A 19,359-nucleotide genomic window follows, 5' to 3' on the forward strand; every position below is an offset into this window, starting at 1 on the left:
CGAGAAGTCGGAGGGTTGAGCGGCTCTTCCGGTATTTCTACTGAGGTCGCCGAGGTTCTGCTTAACGTTAATGACCGAACCTCGTTGTTACCCTCCCGGCGTTGTTCACGCGCTTCGCCGCGGCAAATGCGTACCCCTGGGGATACTTTGATGATGTTCATTCAGAACCTGCGAATCGGCACCAAGCTCGCCGTCACTTCGGTGCTGACCATCGGGCTCGTCGCGCTCATGATCTTCCTCCAGATGAGCGGAGATGCCGCTGTCCAGAAGCTCGGCAATGCCGCGTCAGGCCAGCAGGCGATCGCGCAGAACGCCGCTGAAGCGAAGGCGTCGGTCCGGGGCATGCAGATCGGCATTCGCGACATCCTGACGTCTTCCTCGCCGTCCGAGATGCAGAAGGCGGTGTCCTACTTCAACGACCGCCAGGCCGCCGCCACGAAGTTTTCGAACGAAATGGCGAAGCTTTCGCGCTCGCCGGAAAATCGCAAGCGGATCGATCGCCTGACCCTCCTGATTGGCGAATTCGGCAAGGGCCAGCAGCAGATCGAGGCCATCCGGACGCAGGAGCTCGCGCTGGAGGGGAAGAAGGACGGCGAAGCGGGGGCGCAGCTCGCCAAGCTCGTGGCCGACGTCGATCAATTTCGCAAGGGAACGCTCGCGCCGATCAACGCAGAGATTTCCGAGTTGACCAACCAGATCACCGATTTCGCCAAGCAGAGGAGCGTCGAAACGCGCGCGGAGGCGGAAGCCGAGGCGACCTCAGTTGCACGGACGTCACTCGTCACCGGCGTTCTGGCCGCGCTCGTCTTGATCGGTGCGTGCATCTTCTCCGTCTTCAGCATCGCGCGGCCCATGCGGGCGCTGACGGCGGCGATGGAAAAGCTTGCCGGCGGAGACTTCTCCGTGGTGCTGCCCGGCCTTGGCCGCAAGGACGAAGTGGGCGAGGTCGCTGGCGCCGTCGAAAAATTCAAGCTCGTGTCCGAGCAGAAGGCGCGCGAGGAGGCGGAAGCCAAGGTGCGGCAGGATCAGATCGCGGCCGAGCAGCGCAAACTCGAGATGCGCAAGCTCGCGGACAATTTCGAGTCGGCGGTCGGCGAGATCGTCGGCACGGTGTCTTCGGCCTCGACCGAGCTCGAGGCATCCGCGACCACCCTGACCTCGACCGCCGTGCGCACGCAGGAGCTCACCGCCATGGTGGCTGCCGCGTCCGAAGAAGCTTCCACCAACGTGCAGTCGGTGGCCTCGGCGACCGAGGAGCTGTCGTCCTCGATCACCGAGATCAGCCGCCAGGTGCAGGAATCTGCCCGCGTCGCCAGCGAGGCCGTGAGCCAGGCCCGCACCACGACCGACCGTGTCGGCGAGCTTTCCGCTGCGGCGGCGCGGATCGGCGACGTGGTCGAACTGATCAACACGATCGCCGGCCAGACCAATCTACTGGCGCTCAATGCGACCATCGAGGCCGCGCGCGCCGGCGAGGCTGGCCGCGGCTTCGCCGTGGTCGCCTCCGAGGTCAAGGCGCTCGCCGAGCAGACTGCGAAGGCGACCGGTGAGATCGGCCAGCAGATCGCCAGCATCCAGACCGCGACCGAGCATTCGGTGGGCGCAATCAAGGACATCAGCCACACCATAGAGAGGCTGTCGGAAATCTCCTCGACGATCGCGGCTGCCGTCGAAGAGCAGGGCGCGGCGACGCAGGAGATTTCCCGCAACGTGCAGCAAGCGGCGGAGGGTACCCATCAGGTGTCGTCCAACATCACAGACGTGCAGCAGGGCGCGAGCGAGACCGGTTCCGCCTCCTCGCAGGTGCTGTCCGCCGCGCAGATGCTGTCCGGCGACAGCAATCGCCTCAAGCTCGAGGTCGGTAAGTTTCTCGGCACCGTGCGCGCCGCCTGACGGCGGCGCCTCTCAACAGATCATCGGCAACCGTCGCGAGACTGCGCAGCGGTTGCGCGCGTTCGTAGTCCATCGCTGCGATTCCGTGCGTGCGGGGTTAACCTTCCGGAAAAGCGATGCGGTCATGATTGCCGTAATTTCCCGGGCGCCGAGTCGCCCATTGCGTATTGCGTCTCAAGATATTGGAGCAGGTTGATGAGCGGCATTTCCATTCGCCTCACTCACAAGGTCATGGCGATCGGACTGTTCGGTCTCATCGGGCTCGCCGCCTTTGGCTCGATCTACCAAATTGGCAGCCTCTCCCAGGACACGTCGCGCGATGCCGCTGACAGCGCGCGCAAGATGTCCGATCTGAACCAGCGGGTTTCGCAGCAAATGCTCGAAGCGCGCCGGGCCGAGAAGGACTTCCAGCTCCGTCGCGATCAGTCGTACGCGAAACGACACGCCGAACTTGCGTCTGACATCGTCGGGAACCTCGATCGCCTCGGGAGTGCGACGCGTACAGCAGGATTCGCGACGATTGGCGAGAAGGTGTCGCAGGCCCGCGCGGGGTTCGAAAGGTACGTGAACGAGTTTGCGGCCGTCGAGAAGGGCGAGGTCAAGCTCGGATTGAACGAAACGCTCGGCTTGTCAGGTTCGCTGCGCGCGGCAGTCCACGACATCGAGACCAAGCTCAAGGAGGTCGACGATCCCAGGCTCACCAGCGGCATGCTGATGATGCGTCGTCACGAGAAGGACTTCATGCTGCGTCGCGACCAGAAATATGTCGAGGCTCTCAAGAAGACCGCTGCGGAGTTCTCCAAGCTGGTGGACGCATCGACAATTTCCCCGGCGATCAAGGCCGATATCGGCAAGAAGCTCGGCAAGTATGAGGGGGACTTCTCGGCCTGGGCAGCAGGCGCGCAGGACCTCGCCGCGCACGGCTCGGCCATGTCCAAGGAATTCCGGGTGATCGAGCCCGTCCTCGAAGACATCGAAAAGAGCGTTGCTCAGCGTTACGACGCGGCGCAGGCCGACGAAGCGTCGACGCGAGCCTCGATCAAGCTGTGGATGTGGGTCGCGCTCGGATGCGCCATCCTGATGGTGGGAGGCGTGGCCTTTTTCATCGGCCGCTCGATCTCGACCGCACTGATCTCCATGGTGCGGTCGATGACCGGCCTGGCAAACGGGGACACCTCCGTGGTGATCCCCGGCGTCGGCCGCAAGGACGAGATCGGCGAGATGGCCGGAGCGGTCGCGGTCTTCAAGGCCAACATGGCGGAGGCCGAGCGGCTGCGGGCCGAGCAGGCGGAAGCCGAGGCGCGTGGTCGCGCGCAGCGCAAGGCCGACATGCAGCGGCTCGCCGACGGTTTTGAAGGCGCAGTCGGCGAGATCATCGAGACCGTGTCGTCGGCAGCGACCGAGCTCGAGGCGTCATCCAGCACGCTGACGCGGACCGCCGAGCGCGGCAACAGCCTCGCCACCGCCGTGGCGGCGGCCTCGGAGGAGGCGTCCGCGAACGTGCAGTCGGTGTCGTCCGCGAGCGAGGAGTTGAGCTCCTCTGTCTCCGAGATCAGCCGCCAGGTACAGGAATCTGCGCGCGTCGCCGACATCGCGGTCGGGCAGGCCCAGCGCACCAATACGCGCGTCGCCGAGTTGACCAAGGCCGCTTCCCGCATCGGCGACGTGGTCGAGCTGATCAGCACCATCGCCGCTCAGACCAACCTGCTGGCGCTCAACGCGACGATCGAGGCGGCGCGGGCGGGCGAGGCCGGCAAGGGTTTTGCGGTGGTCGCGACCGAAGTGAAGGCGCTTGCCGAGCAGACCGCGAAAGCCACCGGCGAGATCGGTCAGCAAATCGGCGCTATCCAGACCGCGACGGAAGAGTCCGTCGGAGCGATCAAGGAGATCGGCGAAACCATCGCGCGGATGTCGGAGATTTCGTCGACCATCGCTGCTGCGGTGGAGGAGCAGGGTGCCGCCACGCAGGAAATCTCCCGCAACATCCAGCACGCCGCGCAGGGCACTTCCGACGTCTCGGCGAATATCGGCGACGTCCAGCGGGGCGCGGGCGAGACCGGGGCTGCCTCGGCACAGGTGCACTCGGCCGCGCAGTCATTGTCTCAGGAGAGCCACCGCTTGAAGAGCGAGGTCACGCGCTTCCTGGAGACGGTACGGGCGGCCTGAATCGTCGACCGCCCCGTTCGGCGCGGCGCGGTGCGCTGGTGTGGCGCTGCGCGACGTCGGCCGTGGCGCAACAGATGGTTGCGGACGATATAACGGGGGCGGTGCCGAATTCCGTAATTCAACGTAGCTTCCTGTTAACGCCTGTTTGCAATTATGGGCGCAATCTTACGAGATAAAAACCAGCCAGCATTGTTGGAATGACCCACGCCCTGTCGTCCGTTGTGACGATTGCGGCGCAGGTGACCTGTGCGTCGTATGTTTATCGGGATTTTTGTGATGTCGAAATTGTCGATCGTCTTCAAGCTGCTGACCGTTCTGTCGGTCCTCGTTCTCTCGCTCGCCGGAGTCGGCGTGATGGCGATCGGCACCATGCACAACATCAACTCCCACACCGTCGAGATTGCGGAAAGCTGGCTGCCCAGCGTGCGTGCGCTGGGCTCCATGCGGGCCGACATCAACGAGCTGCGCGTCGCGCTCCGTCTTCACCTGATGCAGGATACTGCCGAGGGCAAGGAAGCCGCCGAGAAGCGCCTCGCCAACTTGCGCGAGCGCATCGAGAAGACCCGTAAGGTCTACGAGCCGCTGATCACGGCCGCCGAAGAGCGCTCGCTGTACGAGCAATGGACCAAGGCGTGGGCCGAATATCTGAACGGCGTGCAGGAGACGATGGCGCTGTCGCGCAAGAGCATCGGCCGTTTCCCGACCGACGCCAACGAGATGCTGCAGACCAAGGTCGCCAAGATGGCGCAGGCGGCCGATCCGCTGCTCCAGAAGGGCATCGAACTTAACAACAACGGCGCCGAGCTGGAGACGAGACAGGCGGCCGACAGCTACGCGTTGATCTTCCGCGTGCTGGTCGGCATCATCGTCGCCGCCGTCTTGATCGCGATCGCCGCCGCTTATTATCTGGTGCGCGACGTGTCGCGCGGCATCGCCTCGATCATCAGGCCGATGCAATCGCTCGGCGAGGGCGATCTGTCGGCCGAGGTACCGCATCGCGGCGAGAAGACCGAGATCGGCTCGATGGCGGATGCGCTGCAGATCTTCAAGGAGGCTCTGGTCGCCAAGAAGGCCGCCGATGAGGCTGCCGCGCGCGACGCCGAAGCCAAGATCGAACGCGGCCGCCGGGTCGATGCCATCACGCGCAATTTCGAGACCATGATCGGCGAGGTCGTCGAGACCGTGTCGTCGGCCTCGACCGAGCTCGAAGCCTCCGCGGCCACGCTGAGCGGCACGGCGCAGCGCGGCCAGGAGCTCGCAACCGTCGTTGCGGCTGCCTCCGAGGAAGCCTCCACCAACGTCCAGGCGGTCGCGTCCGCCTCGGAAGAGCTGTCGTCCTCGATCACCGAGATCAGCCGACGCGTGCAGGATTCGGCGCGGATGGCTGCGGAAGCCGTCGAGCAGGCGGCGCGGACCAACGACCGCGTCAACGCGCTGTCGCAGGCGGCCTCCCGCATCGGCGACGTCGTCGAGCTCATCAACACCATCGCCGGCCAGACCAACCTGCTGGCGCTGAATGCGACCATCGAAGCGGCCCGCGCCGGCGAAGCCGGCCGCGGCTTTGCCGTCGTTGCTTCCGAGGTCAAGGCATTGGCGGAGCAGACCGCGAAGGCGACCGGCGAGATCGGGGCGCAGGTCTCGGGCATCCAGGCCGCCACACAGGAATCCGTCAGCGCCATCCAGGAAATCGGCGGCACCATCGAGCGATTGTCCGAGGTGTCCGCGGCGATTGCCGCCGCCGTCGAGGAGCAGGGCGCCGCGACGCAGGAGATCTCGCGCAACGTCCAGCAGGCCTCGGTCGGCACGCAGGAAGTGTCGTCCAACATCACCAACGTGCAGCGCGGTGCGATCGAGACCGGTGAAGCCTCGGGCGAGGTGCTCTCGGCCGCGAAATCGCTGGCGACCGACAGCACCCGTCTGAAGGTCGAGGTCGCGCAATTCCTGGAATCGGTCCGCGCGGCCTGATCTCTACGCGCCCGTCTGCGGAGCCGGCGGCGGTGCGACCTGCCGCCGGAACAGGATGCGCTGGTACAGCCAGCCGATCGCGACCAGCACGATGCCGAGGCACATGAACGACAGCGCGCGATAGACGCCGGTCAGCGTCGACATGTCGATAACGAAGGCCTTGAGGATCGTCAGCGCGATGACGGCGGCCGAGGCCAGCCGCGCGCGCTCGGAGTTGACGAGGATGCCGACGCCCAGCAACACCACGCCGAAGGCAAGCCAGCCGATCGAATAGGTGTACTGCTCGGCGCCCGTCGTCGGGCCGGTCGAGAGAATCGGGCCGTGATAGAAGCGGCGGATCTTCAGCGTGACATAGGCAAGCGCGAATAGCAGCGCGCCGCCCGCAATCGTGTTGGCGTAGACCTTGCCGCGTTGGCCGACCACCGCATAGGACAGCAGCAGCATCAGCACCGCCGGCAGCGCATAGCCGAGCAGCAGCAGGTTGAAGACGGCGCCGCCGACGTCGATACGCCAGATCAGCGGGTTCTCCAGGATCAGCAGGCCGAACACGCTGATGAGACCGCCGATCGCCGTCAGCACGACCGCGCCGACATTGTGCACGATGCTGCCGCTGCGCAGCCGCAAGCGCTCCAGCCCGATCGCCATCGCGAGCGAGACGCAGACCTGCAGCGCGCATTCGAGCAGCGATGGCGGCGAGATCATGTCGCCACCGGTCGCAAAGTGACGGACCTCCATGAAGGCGAGCAGTGCGGTGAACAGGATCGCCGCGGTCTCGACCATGCGCAGCGGCGGATCGTCTGCGCGGCGGCGCAGGAAGAGGCTCGCACCCCAGAACGAGGCCGCCGGCAGGCCGTAGCCCCACAGCAGCCAGTTGAAGATCGGCGTGGTGCCGACGGCATCGCCGACGACGCGCGGGTCATAGCCAATGCGCGCAGTGACGATCGCGGCGAAGACCGCGGCGAGCCGGCGCAGCACCGGTATCGGCCGTTGCAGCGAGATCCAGGCGGTGCCGAGCGACATCAGCGCCAGGGCAATCGTGAGCCAGCCCTTCTCCAGCGCGAACGTCAGTGCCAACGCCAGCGCGCCGAGCGTACCGGTCGCGAAAAGTGCGGTCGAGGTCGCGGCGCCCGGTCGATCTTCGCGGCGCGTCAGCGCCTCGGTCGCGGCGCCGAAGGCAGCTGCCAGCAGCACCGCCAGGATCGCGAACGGGATCGAGCGGTCGAGATGGGCGATGCGGGCATAGAGCGCGACGAGGATCGCGATCGGCGTGGCGACAGCCGCTGCCGACCACACCACGGGAATGATTGCGGAGTTGGAGCGGCCCTGCGCGAGGAAGCCGGCCACGCCGAAGCCGATGGCGAAGATCGCGGCCATCACCAGATGCAGCGTCACGGAGCTTTCGATTGCGGTCGGCCCGATGCCGGACATCGCGCCGCCGGGCAGCACCAGCATATCAGGGTTGGCGCGTACCGCCCATTCGGCGAACACGATGAAGACGGTCGCTGCCGCCGCGCCGAGCGCGCCGGTGGCCGCCGGCGCACGCCAGGCGACGAGAAGTGTCGCGCCGACGAGAAGCGCGAAGGCGATCAGCGCCAGATCCGCATGTGCGCTCGACAGCACGATCAGCATTGCGCCGAACAGATAGGCGCCGAGCGAGCTCGACGAGACCGGCTCGATCTCCCCGTCCTCGATGCTGGGGCCAAACATGAAGCCGCAGACGACGAGCAGTGCGGCGAGCACGAAGCCTGCGATGGCATGGAAGGCGTGCGGCGCGACCTGCACTTCGTTGGTATCGAGGCCCGGGAAGATCCAGAGTACGGCAAAGGCGATCGTCGTGACCGCGAGCCAGCGCCACAGCCGGATGCGGGCGAGGCCGAAGCTCGCAGCGGTGACGACGGCAAGATAGATGTAGAGCGCCCAATAATCCGGCTTGCCGCTGGAGACGAGCAGCGGCGTCACGAAGGCGCCGACCACGCCGAGGCCGGCGAGCGCGGGCCCGTGCAGCAGTGCGGCTGCGAGCGTGCACATGGCCACGATGCCGAGCAGCACGAAGGCGGTCGCGGGCACCAGGAAGCCGTAGAGCGCGTAAGCCGCATAGATGGTCGCGAACGCCACTGCGGTACCGGCGGCGGTGAGGATCGCCGGGATGTTGGCGATCGGCAGCGCCTGGATGTTCGAAATGCTTTCCTTGCGCCGCGACCACTCGCCGGCCCCGAGCAGCGCAGCGGCGAACAGGCCGCCCAGGAACACGCGCACGCCGGGGCCGAGCAGGCCGGCCTCGATCGAATAGCGCACCATGAAGAAGCCCCCGAGCGCCAGCGCAAGGCCGCCGATCCACACCACCCAGCGGGTGCCGAGCCGCTCCTCGAAGCCGGGCGCAGCGGCCGGCACCGGAGGAGGTGCGGCAGCCGCGGCGCTCGCTTCGAGCGGCGGCGGTGAAAGCTCTTCGGTGACCAGCGGAGGCGGCGCCGCTTCGGCCTCGGGTGCAAGCGGCGGCGGCTCGGTGGCCGCTGTTGCGGGTGCTTCAACCTGCGCCTGTGCGGGGAGCGGCGGCGGCGGCCGCACCGGCCGCTGCTGCGCGTAAAACATCTGTTCGAGCGCGTTGAATCGCCGGCGCAGCTCGGCCGCCTGGCTGGAGGCCTTGATGGCGATCAGGATGGCGATGATCGCGATGATCAGCGCAAAGACGTCAAACGGGCCGTCGAACATGAAGCCTCCAGGTAACCGGCGCGCAGGGGCCGGTCCCGCATATCCTTGAAGTTTAGCGCCGGGAGCGCACGCGCAAGCCCGGCGCGGGCCGCTCCTGGAGCACGTCGCGCCGGAAGCGATAGAGCGCCGCCGGGCGTCCGCCCGTCTGTGTCGACATCACCCCGGTCGGTTCGACCAGGGCTTCCATTTCGACCAGGCGGCGGAAATTCTGTTTGTGCAGGTGTCGGCCGGAGATCGCCTCGACCGTATGCTGCAGTTCGGTAAGTGTGAATTCGGGCGGCAAAAGTTCAAACACGACGGGACGATACTTCAGTTTTGCCCGCAGCCGCGCGATCGCGGTCGCGAGAATCCGGCGGTGATCGAACCGCATCGAGGTCCCGAGCGGGGGCAGCGTCTTGCGCGCTGATGCCGCAGGGCGACCATCGCGCCGGGCTTCCTCGACCAGCCCGGCCTCGTACAGGAGCTCGTAGCGGTCGAGCACGCGCTCCTCGTCCCAGGCCGCCCCGTCGAGGCCGAAATAGAACCGCACGCGATCCTTGCGCGGCAGCGCGCGCGTCGTCTCCGGCGTCTCCTCCGCGGCCCATTCGGTCAGCGCCGGAATGATGTCGCGGGCGATGATCGCAGGCGGCTCCACGCGCCGGTCTTCCCAGGGGAAGAAGCGATACCATGGCGCGAAGCTCGCCGCGTTTGCCGCAAGCTCGCCGTCCACCGCGCGCGTCAATGCGAGATAGCCGATCGACACCATATGGGCGCCGGTGTCGCCCGCCTCGGCATGGCGGCCGCGATCGCCGAATGTGTAGAGCTGTTCGACATAGCCGAGCCGCAAGCCGGTCTGTTCCTCGACCCAGGCGCGCAGGCCGATGTCGAAGGTGCGGTGAGCGAGCGCATCGAACGGGCCGAACGGCAGGCCGGCAAGCCCGTCACTGCCGCGCGCGGTGAGGATCAACGGCTCATGCCCCTCGATCGCGACGATCGCCGCAGTCAGGCCGATCTCGATCGGCGTCAGCAGCGTCCCGCTCATGCGATGTGACGCGCAGCTGTCGAGAGAAAGACATGCGGGTTGATGGAGGCGGCCTCGCCACGGGCTCGCTGTAACCTCTCCCGCTTGCGGGAGAGGTCGGCGCGTAGCGCCGGGTGAGGGCCTTCTCCGCTAGGGGGGTGTCCCGTTGTAGAGACACCCTCTCCCCAACCCTCTTCCGCAAGCGGGAGAGGGGGCATAGTCCCGTCGGGGCTGCTATTCGACTCTCGCCTCATTCGAGCTCGATCACGAAGGGGCGGCCCTCGACCATCATCGCGCCGGGGCCGATCTCGTCGAGCGCGCGCAGCATGCGGCCGTTGCGTCCCAGGGCACGGTCGGCCAGGCCGACGATGCGCCGGTTCGGCGAGGCGATCGGCGAGGCCGTGCGGATCTTCTGCGCGATCTCGAGCTCGTCGCGGTTTGGATTGAGCGCGCAGGCCGCCGCGAACGCGCTCGCGGTGGAGCGGCTGATGCCGGCATAGCAATGCACCACCAGCGGCGCGCCGCGGTCCCAGCCGCGCACGAAGTTCAGCACCTGATCGATATGGTTCTCGGACGGAGCGACGAAACCGTCCATTTCCTCGGTGATGTCGTCCATCGACACCTTGAGATGGTTGGCGGGCAGCACGGACACCGGCCGCGCCACCTGCTCGACATTGGCCATCACGGTCAGCACGTGGCTGGCCCCGGTGAGGCGGACGGTTTCGGGAAGCGCGGCGAGGGAACAGACGTGGATCATGGCGGACCTTTTTCTTGATTATAGCCGCAGCCCGTAGGGTGGGCAAAGGCGCGTAGCGCCGTGCCCACGACCTTTCTGAATTGCAACGGGTGGTGGGCACGCTTCGCTTTGCCCGCCCTACGAAGGGATAATGCCTACGCGAACACCGCGCCGAACCGCTCCAGAAACTGCTTCTCGGCCCGCGCCGCGGTCCAGGGCGTGAGGTAGTCGCGCCGGACGCTGTCGGAGAGGCCGGGATCCTTGCCGAACAGGCGCCGTGCCTCGCTCTCGCTGAAGCCGGCAAGCTCGGTCGCCTCGAGGTAAGCCGCGCCGCGATCGGCGGCCTTGATCGCCAGCGTAATCTCCTCCGGCAAGACCGGCGGCAGGCCGAAGCGGATGTGGATGGCGCCGAGCAGACGCTTCTCGACCGCCTTGTAGTTGCCGGCGAGCACGGCCTTGAACGGCGAGATCATGTCGCCGATGACATATTCGGGCGCATCATGCAGCAGCGCTGCGAGCCGCATGCGCTGGTCGGCGCGCGGCATCTCATGCCGCAGCACGGTCTCCACCAGCAGCGTGTGCTGCGCGACCGAGAAGATGTGCGCGCCTGTCGTCTGCCCGTTCCAGCGGGCGACGCGCGCCAGCCCATGCGCGATGTCGGCGATCTCGACGTCGAGCGGGGAGGGATCGAGCAGATCGAGCCGCCGCCCCGACAGCATGCGCTGCCAGGCGCGGGTGTCCACGCCGCCTGCCGTTTTCTTCGCGCTCATTTGACCTTGAGACGCGGCTTGCGCTGCGTCTTGCCGCAGCTGGCGTGGCAATGGCAATCGACCAGATGGTCGTTGACCATGCCGGTCGCCTCCATGAAGGCGTAGACGATGGTCGGGCCGACGAACTTGAAGCCGCGCGAGGACAGGTCCTTGGAGATCTGTGCTGACAAGGGTGTCGAGGCCGGAACACTCGCCGTGGTCTTGAAATGGTTGACCTTGGGCTTGCCGTCCATGAAGTCCCACAGCAGCTTCGAGAAGCCCGGGCCTTTCTCCATGATATCAAGATAGGACTTCGCGCTCAGGATCGCGCCGTCGATCTTGGCCTTGTTGCGCACGATGCCGGCGTCGTTCATCAGCGCGTGCACCTTCTTGTCGGTGTAGCGCGCGATCTTCTCCGGCTGGAAATCGTCGAAGGCCTTGCGGAAATTGTCGCGCTTGCGCAGGATCGTGATCCAGGACAGGCCGGCCTGGAAGCCGTCGAGGATCAGCTTTTCGTACAGCGCGCGGTCGTCATACTCCGGCACGCCCCATTCGGTGTCGTGATAGGCGACGTAGACCGGGTCATCGCCCGGCCATGGGCAGCGGGTCTTTCCGTCGGGATGCAGACGAGGGGCTCGGCTCATGCGATGGGCTGCTTCGCAGGAATACGGACGACTTCAGGTTCTGCCAGCTTCAACGCGAGACCGCCGGCGGTGAGCGGCTGGCCGGCATCGAGCGCCTCTGCGACTCGGTCGATGCGTACCAGGGCAATGCCCTTGCCGCGGGATGTCGAGCCGATGGTGCCGACCGGCTTTTCGCCGGCGAGAATGGTCGTGCCCGCTTCGGGGGAGGAGCCGTCGAGCAGTACCTTCACGCTGCGGGTGCGCGCGGTGCCGCGGTGCTGCATGCGCGAGACGACCTCCTGGCCGACATAGCAACCCTTGTCGAAATCGACGCCGGCAAGCCGGTCCATGTTGGTCTCGTGTGGAAACGCATCGCTGTACATGAAATCGAGCCCGCCGCGCGGCACGCCGAGCGCGATGCGGTGCGCTTCGTAGTCGGTCGCATCGACCAGCTCGGCGCCGATGAGGTCGGACAGCTTTTGCTTGAGATCCTCGGGGATCAGGATGCGAAAGCCGAGCGCATCATTGCGCGGGTCGGTGAAGGCAAGATCGGGCTGCGCCGCGGGCTGGCCGTCCCAGGCGGCGAGCACGCCGAGATCGTCGGAGAGGTTCTCCACCGTGACCTTGGCGCGCAGCTTGTAGAATTTCAGCTTGGTGGCGAGACTTTCGGCGAGCGCCTTCGGGCAGTCGATCAGGAACCCGCCGCCGTGCCCCGCGGGCGCTTCGGTGATCAGGAAATCCACCATGATCTTGCCCTGCGGCGTCAGCAGCGCGCCGAATCGCCCCAGACCCGGTTTCAGCCTGTCGAGGTCGGTCGTGACCAGGCCGTTGAGGAAGTTGCGCGCATCCTCGCCCGCGATCTTGACAACGCCCCGGTCGGGAAGAAACGCTGATTTCATGCGAAAATCTCTTGCGACATGTTGCTCCGGAACGTAAGCCCGCAAGGCATAAACGACAAGACCTCGAGCCCTGCGCTTGGGGATGAAAGAGGCCTTCAGCCATGACCCAGCGCTTTGATGTGATCCTCAAGGGCGGCACCGTCGTCAACCAGGACGGCGAGAATGTTCGCGATATCGGCATCGCCGGAGGCCGCATCGCCGAGCTGGGCCCGCTGTCGCAGACCTCGGCCGCGGAGGTCATCGACTGCAAGGGCCTGCATATCCTGCCCGGCGTGATGGACACGCAGGTGCATTTCCGCGAGCCCGGGCTGGAGCAGAAGGAAGATCTCGAAACCGGTTCGCGCAGCGCCGTGATGGGCGGCGTCACCGCGGTGTTCGAGATGCCGAACACCTCGCCGCTCACAGTGACGGAGGCCACCTTCACCGACAAGGTGAAGCGCGCCCATCACCGCATGCATTGCGATTTCGCCTTCTTCATCGGCGGCACCCGCGAGAACGTGCAGGATCTGCCGGTGCTCGAGCGCGCGCCGGGCTGTGCGGGCGTGAAGGTGTTCATCGGCTCCTCGACCGGTGCGCTGCTTGTGGAGGACGACGAAAGCCTGCGCCGCATCTTCCAGGTGATCCGCCGCCGCGCCGCATTCCATGCCGAGGACGAATACCGCCTCAACGACCGCAAATCGCTGCGCATCGAGGGCGACCCGCGCTCGCATCCGGTGTGGCGCGACGAGACCGCGGCGCTGATGGCGACGCAGCGCCTCGTCAAGCTCGCGCACGAGACCGGCAAGCGCATCCACGTGCTGCACATCTCGACCAAGGAAGAGATCGAGTTTCTGCGCGACCACAAGGACGTCGCCTCCTGCGAGGCGACGCCGCATCATCTCACGCTGGTGGCGCCCGAATGCTACGAACGGCTCGGCACGCTGGCGCAGATGAATCCGCCGGTGCGCGGCGCCGATCACCGCGCCGGCATCTGGCGCGGCATCGAGCAGGGCATCATCGACGTGCTCGGCTCCGACCACGCCCCGCATACGCTGGAGGAGAAGCAGAAGACCTATCCGGCGTCGCCCTCCGGCATGACCGGCGTGCAGACGCTGGTGCCGCTGATGCTCGATCACGTCAATGCGGGCCGGCTGTCGCTGGCGCGTTTCGTCGATCTCACCAGCGCCGGCCCGGCACGGCTTTACAACATGGCCTGCAAGGGCCGTATCGCTGCCGGCTATGATGCCGACTTCACGGTGGTCGATCTCAAGCGCAGCGAGACCATCACCAACAAATGGGTGGCGTCGAAAGCCGGCTGGACACCCTATGACGGCGTCCGCGTCACCGGTTGGCCCGTCGGCACGTTTGTGCGCGGCCGCCGCGTGATGTGGCAGGGCGAGCTGGTCACAGCCTCGCAGGGCGAGCCGGTGCGATTCCTGGAGACGTTGAAGCCGTAGCGGGCTTCTGTCGGGGAACGAACGCACCATCCCCGTCATTGCGAGGAGCCCTTGCGACGAAGCAATCCAGAATCCCTCATCGGAAAGACTTTGGATTGCTTCGCTGCTCTGCAATGACGGGGAGGGGCCGACGCTTCCTCTCGAATGGGCGTCCGTAGCCCGCATGAGCGAAGCGACATGCGGGTTTCGCTTGAGCCATTCCCGGGTTTCGCTACGCTCAACCGGGCTACGGCTCCGCAACGCGAGGCGAGAATGTCCCAACAATCACATCTCATCACCACCGAGCAGCTCGCCGTCATGCTCGGCGATGCCAACCTCCGCCTCTACGACTGCACGACCTACAACGAACCCGTCCCGCCGGGCAGCGACGTGCCGTATCGCGCGGTCCCCGGCGACAAGACGTTCGCAGCCGGCCACATTCCGGGGGCCGATTTTCTCGATCTGCAGGGCGAATTCTCCGATACCACATCGCAACAGTTCTACATGATGCCTGATGTCGGGCAGCTGGAAGCCGCCTTCGGCCGCCACGGCGCCGATACGGGCAAGACGATCGTGCTCTACAGCATCGGCACCATGATGTGGGCGACGCGGTTCTGGTGGATGCTGCGCGCGCTCGGCGTCGATGCCCATGTGCTCGACGGCGGTTTCGACAAATGGAAGGAGGAGGGGCGGCCGGTTGAAACAGGCGCACCGAAGGGATATCCCGCCACGACATTCAAGGCCGCGCCGCGCGCGGGCTTCTTCGTCGACAGGACCATTGTGAAGGCGCGGATCGGCGATCCCGCGACGGTCATCGTCAACGCGCTCGGTCCGCAATTTCATCGCGGCCTCGAGCCGAGCCGCTACGGCCGGCCCGGCCGTGTTCCCGGCAGCGTCAACGTACCGGCTGCAACGCTCGTCAACGCCGACAAGACGCTGACCAGCCTGGCGGATGCGGAAGCAAAATTCGCCGCCGAGGGCGTCACGCGTGACAAGAGCGTGATTCTCTATTGCGGCGGCGGCATCTCGGCGACGATCGACCTGTTCCTGCTGGCGCAGCTCGGTTACGACAAACTGATGCTCTACGACGCCTCGATGGGCGAATGGGCGAGGGATCCGACCCTGCCGATCGAGACGGATGGGTAGGCACGTTCCCGAGCGCAGCGGGAACATCTCCCGGCTGCCCCGAGATTAATGCTTGTCCGTCGAAGGCGGCTTCCGTGCGATAAACGCAGCAGACTTCGCGAAGAATTTCGCAAAGTCATTCATCCGTCGACTGGCCCCGCCCGTGTGGCGGGGTCATTTTCGCGGAGAGCTTACTGCCTCGCGAGCGTGACCGAGAATTCGCCGTTGCGGATGCGGCCCGGAAAACCTTCGACGAACTTGGCGACCGCGTCCTCGCCATAGGTGCCGACGAGCTCGGCGAAGGCCGCAAACAGGCTCGCCTGCGCCAGGCAGTCGCCATCGACGCCCTCATGGCGCGCTTCGGCCCAGGCCTCGTTGAGATAGCTCAGTGCGGCTTGCTTCTGCTCGTGATCGGGCAGCGGCGCGCGGTCGGGGGCGTAGGAAATCGGCTGGCTCATGAAACTCGATCAGGGCTGGGGCGCGATCCACGGCGATGCGCTGTGCGAGAGGTGTAGCATGCGCATTAACGACCGCTAGGCCACATCTTTAGGAACGGTTAACGGCTGTGAACAAAGTCGATAACAGGGTTCCGGGAGAGCCGTCGGGTCGATCCTCTCTGTCATTCCGGGGCGCGCGCGGCGCGAACTATGGTCCGCAATTGCGCACCTGAGAATCCATCGGGCTGCGCGCGCCCCGGAACGACGGGAGGGAGTTTCAGTTCGCGTAGCGGGCCGTCAGATCCCGCGAGATCTTCGAGCCTTCCTCGATGTAACGGCGGATCGCCACCGTCGCGGCCGGCGTGCAGCTGCGATAGGTCTGCTGAAAGCCGTTATAGCCACGGTTGAAGCCGGCGATCATGCGGGTGCGGCGCTCCCCGGAGGGGGTTTCGGCATCGATCAGCGCCTGCATCTCGTTGCGCCATTTGTTGCCCTCGTTGGAGCCGCAGATGCCGCGCAGGTAGTGCAGGCCGCCGAGAATCTCCGCCAGCCGCTGCAAATCGGCGTCGAACGGCGCCGCCACGTCCTGGGCCCGCGCGGGCACGGAGGCGCAGGCGAGAATTAGGGCAAAAATGGCCAGAAATCGCGTGGACATCGGCGGGGTGTATGCCTCTTCAAGGCGGGGGACGCAAGGCAAGCCGCGCGGGACAGGTGCAGCGGAGGTCGGGGCTCGGTCAGGCTCCAATCAGCCGCGCGGCGGACTCGATGACCTCTTCCAGTCCTCCGGTCAGCTTGAGGTCGCCGAGGCCCGCCAGGGCGTCAGGGGCGACCCAGCGGTAATCGTCGAGCTCGTCGTTCAGGGATGGCTCCCTGGCCACCCAGCGGGCGGCAAAGGACATGATCAAATAGTGGCCGGCGCCGGGCGCGGCCGGCAGCACCTCGCGCCAGCCGGCAAGGCCGATGATCTCGATCTCGAGCCCGGTTTCCTCGTCGACTTCGCGGCGCAGGGCCTGGTGCAGCGATTCGCCGAATTCGACCCGGCCGCCGGGCAGCGAATAGAAGCCCTTGGCGGGGGAGCGGGCGCGGCGGGCCAGCAGCACCTTGCCGTCGCGAAAAATCGCGGCGCTGACCGCGATCTGGGGACGGGTGGGCTGGACGACGGCCGACATTGTCTTCAGGAATCCTGGTTCAGTTCGCCATGATGGTTTCGACGTCGGCGTCGGCGCCACCGTGAATAATGCCGCCGCAGGCCGCGATCAGGGGCTGGACCCAGAGGGTCGCCTGCTCGGCGAGCTTGATGCGGGTCTGATCCTTCTCGACCTCGCGCATGGCCGTGCCGACCGCGGTCAGGATCGAGTGCAGGGTCTGGGTGATCTGGTCGAACCGGGCCCGCACGTTCGGATCGGCCTTCTCATAGGCTTCAATGGCCAGGTCCCGCGCCTTGAAGTTCGATGCCGTGAAATGCTCGGCATAGGATAGCGGCGACCAGGTCAAAAAATCTTCGGCGCATTCCGGCATGTCGGGGATCATTTCAAGAAGCATCACAGCTTCATTGAAATGGTTGAGATAGTCAGTGGCCAGCCCGGTCCGCGGATTGATATTGGCCACGCGCAGCCGTTCGGCCCAGTCGGCGGCCTCGGGGCCCGTCTGTGCATGCGTCCGCGCGGGTTGGGAGGCCGTTGAGCTCATCTGCCGCAGTGTTAACGTTCGAGGTTAAAAGGACCTCAACGGACCCTATATAGACACCTGAGATGTGTGGACGCTTCGTCATAACTTCGGCCCCCGCGGCCCTGCGGCAACTGTTTGGCTATGTCGAGCAGCCGAACTTCCCGCCCCGGTACAATGTGGCGCCGACACAACCGATTCCGGTCGTCTGGATCGAGAACGGCGCGCGCCATTTCCGTCTGATGCGCTGGGGCCTCTTGCCGGGCTGGGTCAAGGACCCCAAAGGGTTCACGCTCCTGATCAATGCCCGCTCCGAAACGGTGCTGGAGAAGCCCGCGTTCAAGCGGGCGATACGGCGTCGCCGCGGCCTGATCCCGGCCGACGGCTACTATGAGTGGAAATCGGAAGGCGGCCGCAAGCAGCCCTTCTTCATCCACCGCGCCGACGGCGCGCCGCTTGGTTTCGCTGCGGTGTTCGAAACCTGGGCCGGGCCGAACGGCGAGGAGCTCGACACCGTCGCGATCGTCACGGCTGCCGCGGGCGAGGATCTCGCCACGCTGCATGACCGCGTGCCCGTCACCATCAGCCCGCGCGATTTCGAGCGCTGGCTCGACATCAGGGGCGACGAGGTCGATGCGATCCTGCCGCTGATGACGGCCCCACGCATCGGCGAATTCGCCTGGCACCCGGTTTCCACCCGCGTCAACCGCGTCGCCAACGACGACGATCAGCTGCTGCTGCCGATCAGCGCGGAGGAGATGGCGGCGGAAGCAGAGGCGGCGAAGCCGAAGAAGGCGGCGCGGAAGGCCGCGGCCGGGCCGGGCGATGACGGGCAGGGCTCGTTGTTCTAGCGCGGTGCCGCCGCATCGAACTCCAGCAGCGGCGCGCTCAGGCCGCGGCGACGGCTGATCCGAGGGCGGCGTTGCTGAAGGCCTTGCCGCCGATACCCCAGCCGCCGTCCACGGCGTAGCTGACATTGGCGAAGATCTGCTCGCGCCTGATACGACCCTCGGCCGCGGTCTCGATGATCGCCGTTCCTTCCGAGATCCAGGCGTCCTTCAGCTCCTGCGTCGGCAGCACGAAGGACGGCACCGTCAGCTCGAACACGGCGATGTCCGCGCGCTTTCCACCGGCATAGGTGCGGCTGTTCGGGACCACGGTCACCTCGCCGATGACGTTCGGTGTCATGAAGCGATTGCCGGTCAGGCCGTGCAGCCGCAACAGCAGCTCGGTCAGCTTGCGGAACGCCTCGGCTTCTCCGGCGGGCGTCAACGTGCCTTCGGGAACGATTACTTGGATGGGCATCTGAGTTCTCCAGTTTGCACCGTGAGATAACGGTCGTTATATAAAACATAACGATCGTTATGTCGTCAAGGACAATATAACGATCGCTATCGAAGAGGTGGCTGGCGATGGCACGACCGAGGAAGAGCGAAGGAGACGCGCGGGCGCGGCTGGCGGATTCGGTGGGGCGCGGCTTCCGCATCGGTGGATTCGGCGGCGCAGGTGTGGACGCACTGGCCAAAGGGGCGGGCCTCACGTCAGGGGCGTTTTATGCCCATTTCGAATCCAAGGCGGATGCGTTCCGCCTCGCCGTGGCGGACGGTCTTGCGTTCCTGCGCGACGGCATCGGCAAGTTTCAGACACAATATGGCAGCGGCTGGCGCGATCCGTTCATCGATTTCTATCTGGGGCCGCGGATGGAGGTCGGCCTCGACGAAGCCTGCGCGCTGCCGAGCTTTTCCTCCGACGTTGCACGCGCGGACGCTGCAACGCGCGCCGTCTATCAAGCCGAGCTCGAGCAATTGGCGGACCTGGTTGCGCACGGCTTCCGGGGCGCCCATGCGCGCCAGCGGGCGCTGGCGCTGCTTGCGATTCTGACGGGGGCGGCGGACATGGCCCGCGCCGTCAAGGACGATGGCGTCAGACGGGACATCCTCGCCGCCGCGAAGCTGGCAGCGAAGGCGATCTAGCGCG

18 protein-coding genes are annotated in these 19,359 nt (G+C 66.0%); 7 read left to right on the plus strand and 11 right to left on the minus strand.

Going from position 1 to position 19,359, the window contains the following annotated elements:
• Positions 1–150 precede the first annotated feature (150 nt).
• The 3 genes from CIT40_RS09020 (at position 151) to CIT40_RS09030 (ending at position 6,024) form a co-directional block, all read left to right on the plus strand.
• Positions 151–1,893 (plus strand): methyl-accepting chemotaxis protein, encoded by a 1,743-nt coding sequence (locus tag CIT40_RS09020; protein ID WP_162307418.1) that lies wholly within the window; start codon positions 151–153, stop codon positions 1,891–1,893.
• Between the two features lie 195 nt (positions 1,894–2,088).
• Complete coding sequence (locus CIT40_RS09025; RefSeq protein ID WP_094892115.1) at positions 2,089–4,059, plus strand: methyl-accepting chemotaxis protein; 1,971 nt, start codon at positions 2,089–2,091, stop codon at positions 4,057–4,059.
• Positions 4,060–4,335: 276 nt separating this feature from the next.
• A complete protein-coding gene (locus CIT40_RS09030; protein WP_162307419.1) occupies positions 4,336–6,024 on the plus strand; it encodes a methyl-accepting chemotaxis protein in 1,689 nt (562 codons plus the stop codon).
• 3 nt (positions 6,025–6,027) lie between these two features.
• On the opposite strand, the gene CIT40_RS09035 is transcribed toward CIT40_RS09030, so the two are convergent.
• The 6 genes from CIT40_RS09035 to ygfZ all read right to left on the minus strand — a co-directional run bounded on the left by CIT40_RS09035 (position 6,028) and on the right by ygfZ (position 12,740).
• Positions 6,028–8,733 (minus strand): DUF2339 domain-containing protein, encoded by a 2,706-nt coding sequence (locus CIT40_RS09035; protein WP_094892116.1) that lies wholly within the window; start codon positions 8,731–8,733, stop codon positions 6,028–6,030.
• A gap of 52 nt (positions 8,734–8,785) precedes the next feature.
• The gene (locus tag CIT40_RS09040) at positions 8,786–9,754 is read right to left on the minus strand and encodes an NUDIX hydrolase (protein WP_094892117.1); all 969 of its coding nucleotides are present in this window, start codon (positions 9,752–9,754) and stop codon (positions 8,786–8,788) included.
• Between the two features lie 229 nt (positions 9,755–9,983).
• Positions 9,984–10,490, minus strand: coding sequence for a tyrosine phosphatase family protein (locus tag CIT40_RS09045; RefSeq protein WP_094892118.1), 507 nt, complete (start codon positions 10,488–10,490; stop codon positions 9,984–9,986).
• Between the two features lie 134 nt (positions 10,491–10,624).
• The gene (locus CIT40_RS09050; RefSeq protein WP_094892119.1) at positions 10,625–11,239 is read right to left on the minus strand and encodes a YfbR-like 5'-deoxynucleotidase; all 615 of its coding nucleotides are present in this window, start codon (positions 11,237–11,239) and stop codon (positions 10,625–10,627) included.
• A complete protein-coding gene (locus CIT40_RS09055) occupies positions 11,236–11,862 on the minus strand; it encodes a DNA-3-methyladenine glycosylase I (RefSeq protein WP_094892120.1) in 627 nt (208 codons plus the stop codon). Before CIT40_RS09055 ends, CIT40_RS09050 begins: the two co-directional genes overlap by 4 nt.
• Positions 11,859–12,740 carry a CAF17-like 4Fe-4S cluster assembly/insertion protein YgfZ gene (gene ygfZ / locus CIT40_RS09060; protein WP_094892121.1) on the minus strand — a complete coding sequence of 294 codons (882 nt, stop codon included), beginning with the start codon at positions 12,738–12,740 and terminating at the stop codon, positions 11,859–11,861. Before ygfZ ends, CIT40_RS09055 begins: the two co-directional genes overlap by 4 nt.
• Positions 12,741–12,841: 101 nt before the next feature.
• Between ygfZ and CIT40_RS09065 the strand changes: the two genes are divergently transcribed.
• On the plus strand, positions 12,842–14,176 hold the full coding sequence (locus CIT40_RS09065) for a dihydroorotase (RefSeq protein ID WP_094892122.1): 1,335 nt from the start codon (positions 12,842–12,844) through the stop codon (positions 14,174–14,176).
• 252 nt (positions 14,177–14,428) lie between these two features.
• A complete protein-coding gene (locus tag CIT40_RS09070) occupies positions 14,429–15,301 on the plus strand; it encodes a sulfurtransferase (RefSeq protein WP_094892123.1) in 873 nt (290 codons plus the stop codon).
• Between the two features lie 170 nt (positions 15,302–15,471).
• Here the strand turns inward: CIT40_RS09070 and CIT40_RS09075 are convergent, their stop codons facing one another.
• From CIT40_RS09075 to CIT40_RS09090, 4 genes are all read right to left on the minus strand, one after another.
• Positions 15,472–15,738, minus strand: a complete 267-nt coding sequence (locus CIT40_RS09075; protein ID WP_018323382.1) for a hypothetical protein — start codon at positions 15,736–15,738, stop codon at positions 15,472–15,474.
• Between the two features lie 256 nt (positions 15,739–15,994).
• Positions 15,995–16,372 (minus strand): TIGR02301 family protein, encoded by a 378-nt coding sequence (locus CIT40_RS09080; RefSeq protein WP_094892124.1) that lies wholly within the window; start codon positions 16,370–16,372, stop codon positions 15,995–15,997.
• 79 nt (positions 16,373–16,451) lie between these two features.
• Complete coding sequence (locus tag CIT40_RS09085) at positions 16,452–16,886, minus strand: NUDIX hydrolase (protein ID WP_094892125.1); 435 nt, start codon at positions 16,884–16,886, stop codon at positions 16,452–16,454.
• 19 nt (positions 16,887–16,905) lie between these two features.
• The gene (locus CIT40_RS09090) at positions 16,906–17,406 is read right to left on the minus strand and encodes a hypothetical protein (RefSeq protein WP_094892126.1); all 501 of its coding nucleotides are present in this window, start codon (positions 17,404–17,406) and stop codon (positions 16,906–16,908) included.
• A 62-nt stretch (positions 17,407–17,468) separates the two neighbouring features.
• Here CIT40_RS09090 and CIT40_RS09095 point away from each other — a divergent pair, with 62 nt between their 5' ends.
• Entirely contained in the window at positions 17,469–18,233 is a 765-nt protein-coding gene (locus CIT40_RS09095; RefSeq protein ID WP_094892127.1) for an SOS response-associated peptidase, read from the plus strand.
• Between the two features lie 37 nt (positions 18,234–18,270).
• Here CIT40_RS09095 and CIT40_RS09100 read toward each other — a convergent pair whose 3' ends face one another.
• Positions 18,271–18,687, minus strand: a complete 417-nt coding sequence (locus CIT40_RS09100; RefSeq protein ID WP_094892128.1) for a Tautomerase enzyme — start codon at positions 18,685–18,687, stop codon at positions 18,271–18,273.
• 161 nt (positions 18,688–18,848) lie between these two features.
• On the opposite strand from CIT40_RS09100, the gene CIT40_RS09105 reads away from it, so the two are divergent.
• Positions 18,849–19,355, plus strand: a complete 507-nt coding sequence (locus CIT40_RS09105) for a TetR family transcriptional regulator (protein ID WP_162307420.1) — start codon at positions 18,849–18,851, stop codon at positions 19,353–19,355.
• Positions 19,356–19,359 lie beyond the last annotated feature (4 nt).

The organism is Bradyrhizobium amphicarpaeae (genome assembly GCF_002266435.3).
GTDB lineage: Bacteria > Pseudomonadota > Alphaproteobacteria > Rhizobiales > Xanthobacteraceae > Bradyrhizobium > Bradyrhizobium amphicarpaeae.

Bases quoted from the DNA above. Each gene is read 5' to 3' on its own strand.
- CIT40_RS09020 (WP_162307418.1), top strand. From the start codon at position 151: ATGATGTTCATTCAGAACCTGCGAATCGGCACCAAGCTCGCCGTCACT.
- CIT40_RS09025 (WP_094892115.1), top strand. From the start codon at position 2,089: ATGAGCGGCATTTCCATTCGCCTCACTCACAAGGTCATGGCGATCGGA.
- CIT40_RS09030 (WP_162307419.1), top strand. From the start codon at position 4,336: ATGTCGAAATTGTCGATCGTCTTCAAGCTGCTGACCGTTCTGTCGGTC.
- CIT40_RS09035 (WP_094892116.1), bottom strand. From the start codon at position 8,733: ATGTTCGACGGCCCGTTTGACGTCTTTGCGCTGATCATCGCGATCATC.
- CIT40_RS09040 (WP_094892117.1), bottom strand. From the start codon at position 9,754: ATGAGCGGGACGCTGCTGACGCCGATCGAGATCGGCCTGACTGCGGCG.
- CIT40_RS09045 (WP_094892118.1), bottom strand. From the start codon at position 10,490: ATGATCCACGTCTGTTCCCTCGCCGCGCTTCCCGAAACCGTCCGCCTC.
- CIT40_RS09050 (WP_094892119.1), bottom strand. From the start codon at position 11,239: ATGAGCGCGAAGAAAACGGCAGGCGGCGTGGACACCCGCGCCTGGCAG.
- CIT40_RS09055 (WP_094892120.1), bottom strand. From the start codon at position 11,862: ATGAGCCGAGCCCCTCGTCTGCATCCCGACGGAAAGACCCGCTGCCCA.
- ygfZ (WP_094892121.1), bottom strand. From the start codon at position 12,740: ATGAAATCAGCGTTTCTTCCCGACCGGGGCGTTGTCAAGATCGCGGGC.
- CIT40_RS09065 (WP_094892122.1), top strand. From the start codon at position 12,842: ATGACCCAGCGCTTTGATGTGATCCTCAAGGGCGGCACCGTCGTCAAC.
- CIT40_RS09070 (WP_094892123.1), top strand. From the start codon at position 14,429: ATGTCCCAACAATCACATCTCATCACCACCGAGCAGCTCGCCGTCATG.
- CIT40_RS09075 (WP_018323382.1), bottom strand. From the start codon at position 15,738: ATGAGCCAGCCGATTTCCTACGCCCCCGACCGCGCGCCGCTGCCCGAT.
- CIT40_RS09080 (WP_094892124.1), bottom strand. From the start codon at position 16,372: ATGTCCACGCGATTTCTGGCCATTTTTGCCCTAATTCTCGCCTGCGCC.
- CIT40_RS09085 (WP_094892125.1), bottom strand. From the start codon at position 16,886: ATGTCGGCCGTCGTCCAGCCCACCCGTCCCCAGATCGCGGTCAGCGCC.
- CIT40_RS09090 (WP_094892126.1), bottom strand. From the start codon at position 17,406: ATGAGCTCAACGGCCTCCCAACCCGCGCGGACGCATGCACAGACGGGC.
- CIT40_RS09095 (WP_094892127.1), top strand. From the start codon at position 17,469: ATGTGTGGACGCTTCGTCATAACTTCGGCCCCCGCGGCCCTGCGGCAA.
- CIT40_RS09100 (WP_094892128.1), bottom strand. From the start codon at position 18,687: ATGCCCATCCAAGTAATCGTTCCCGAAGGCACGTTGACGCCCGCCGGA.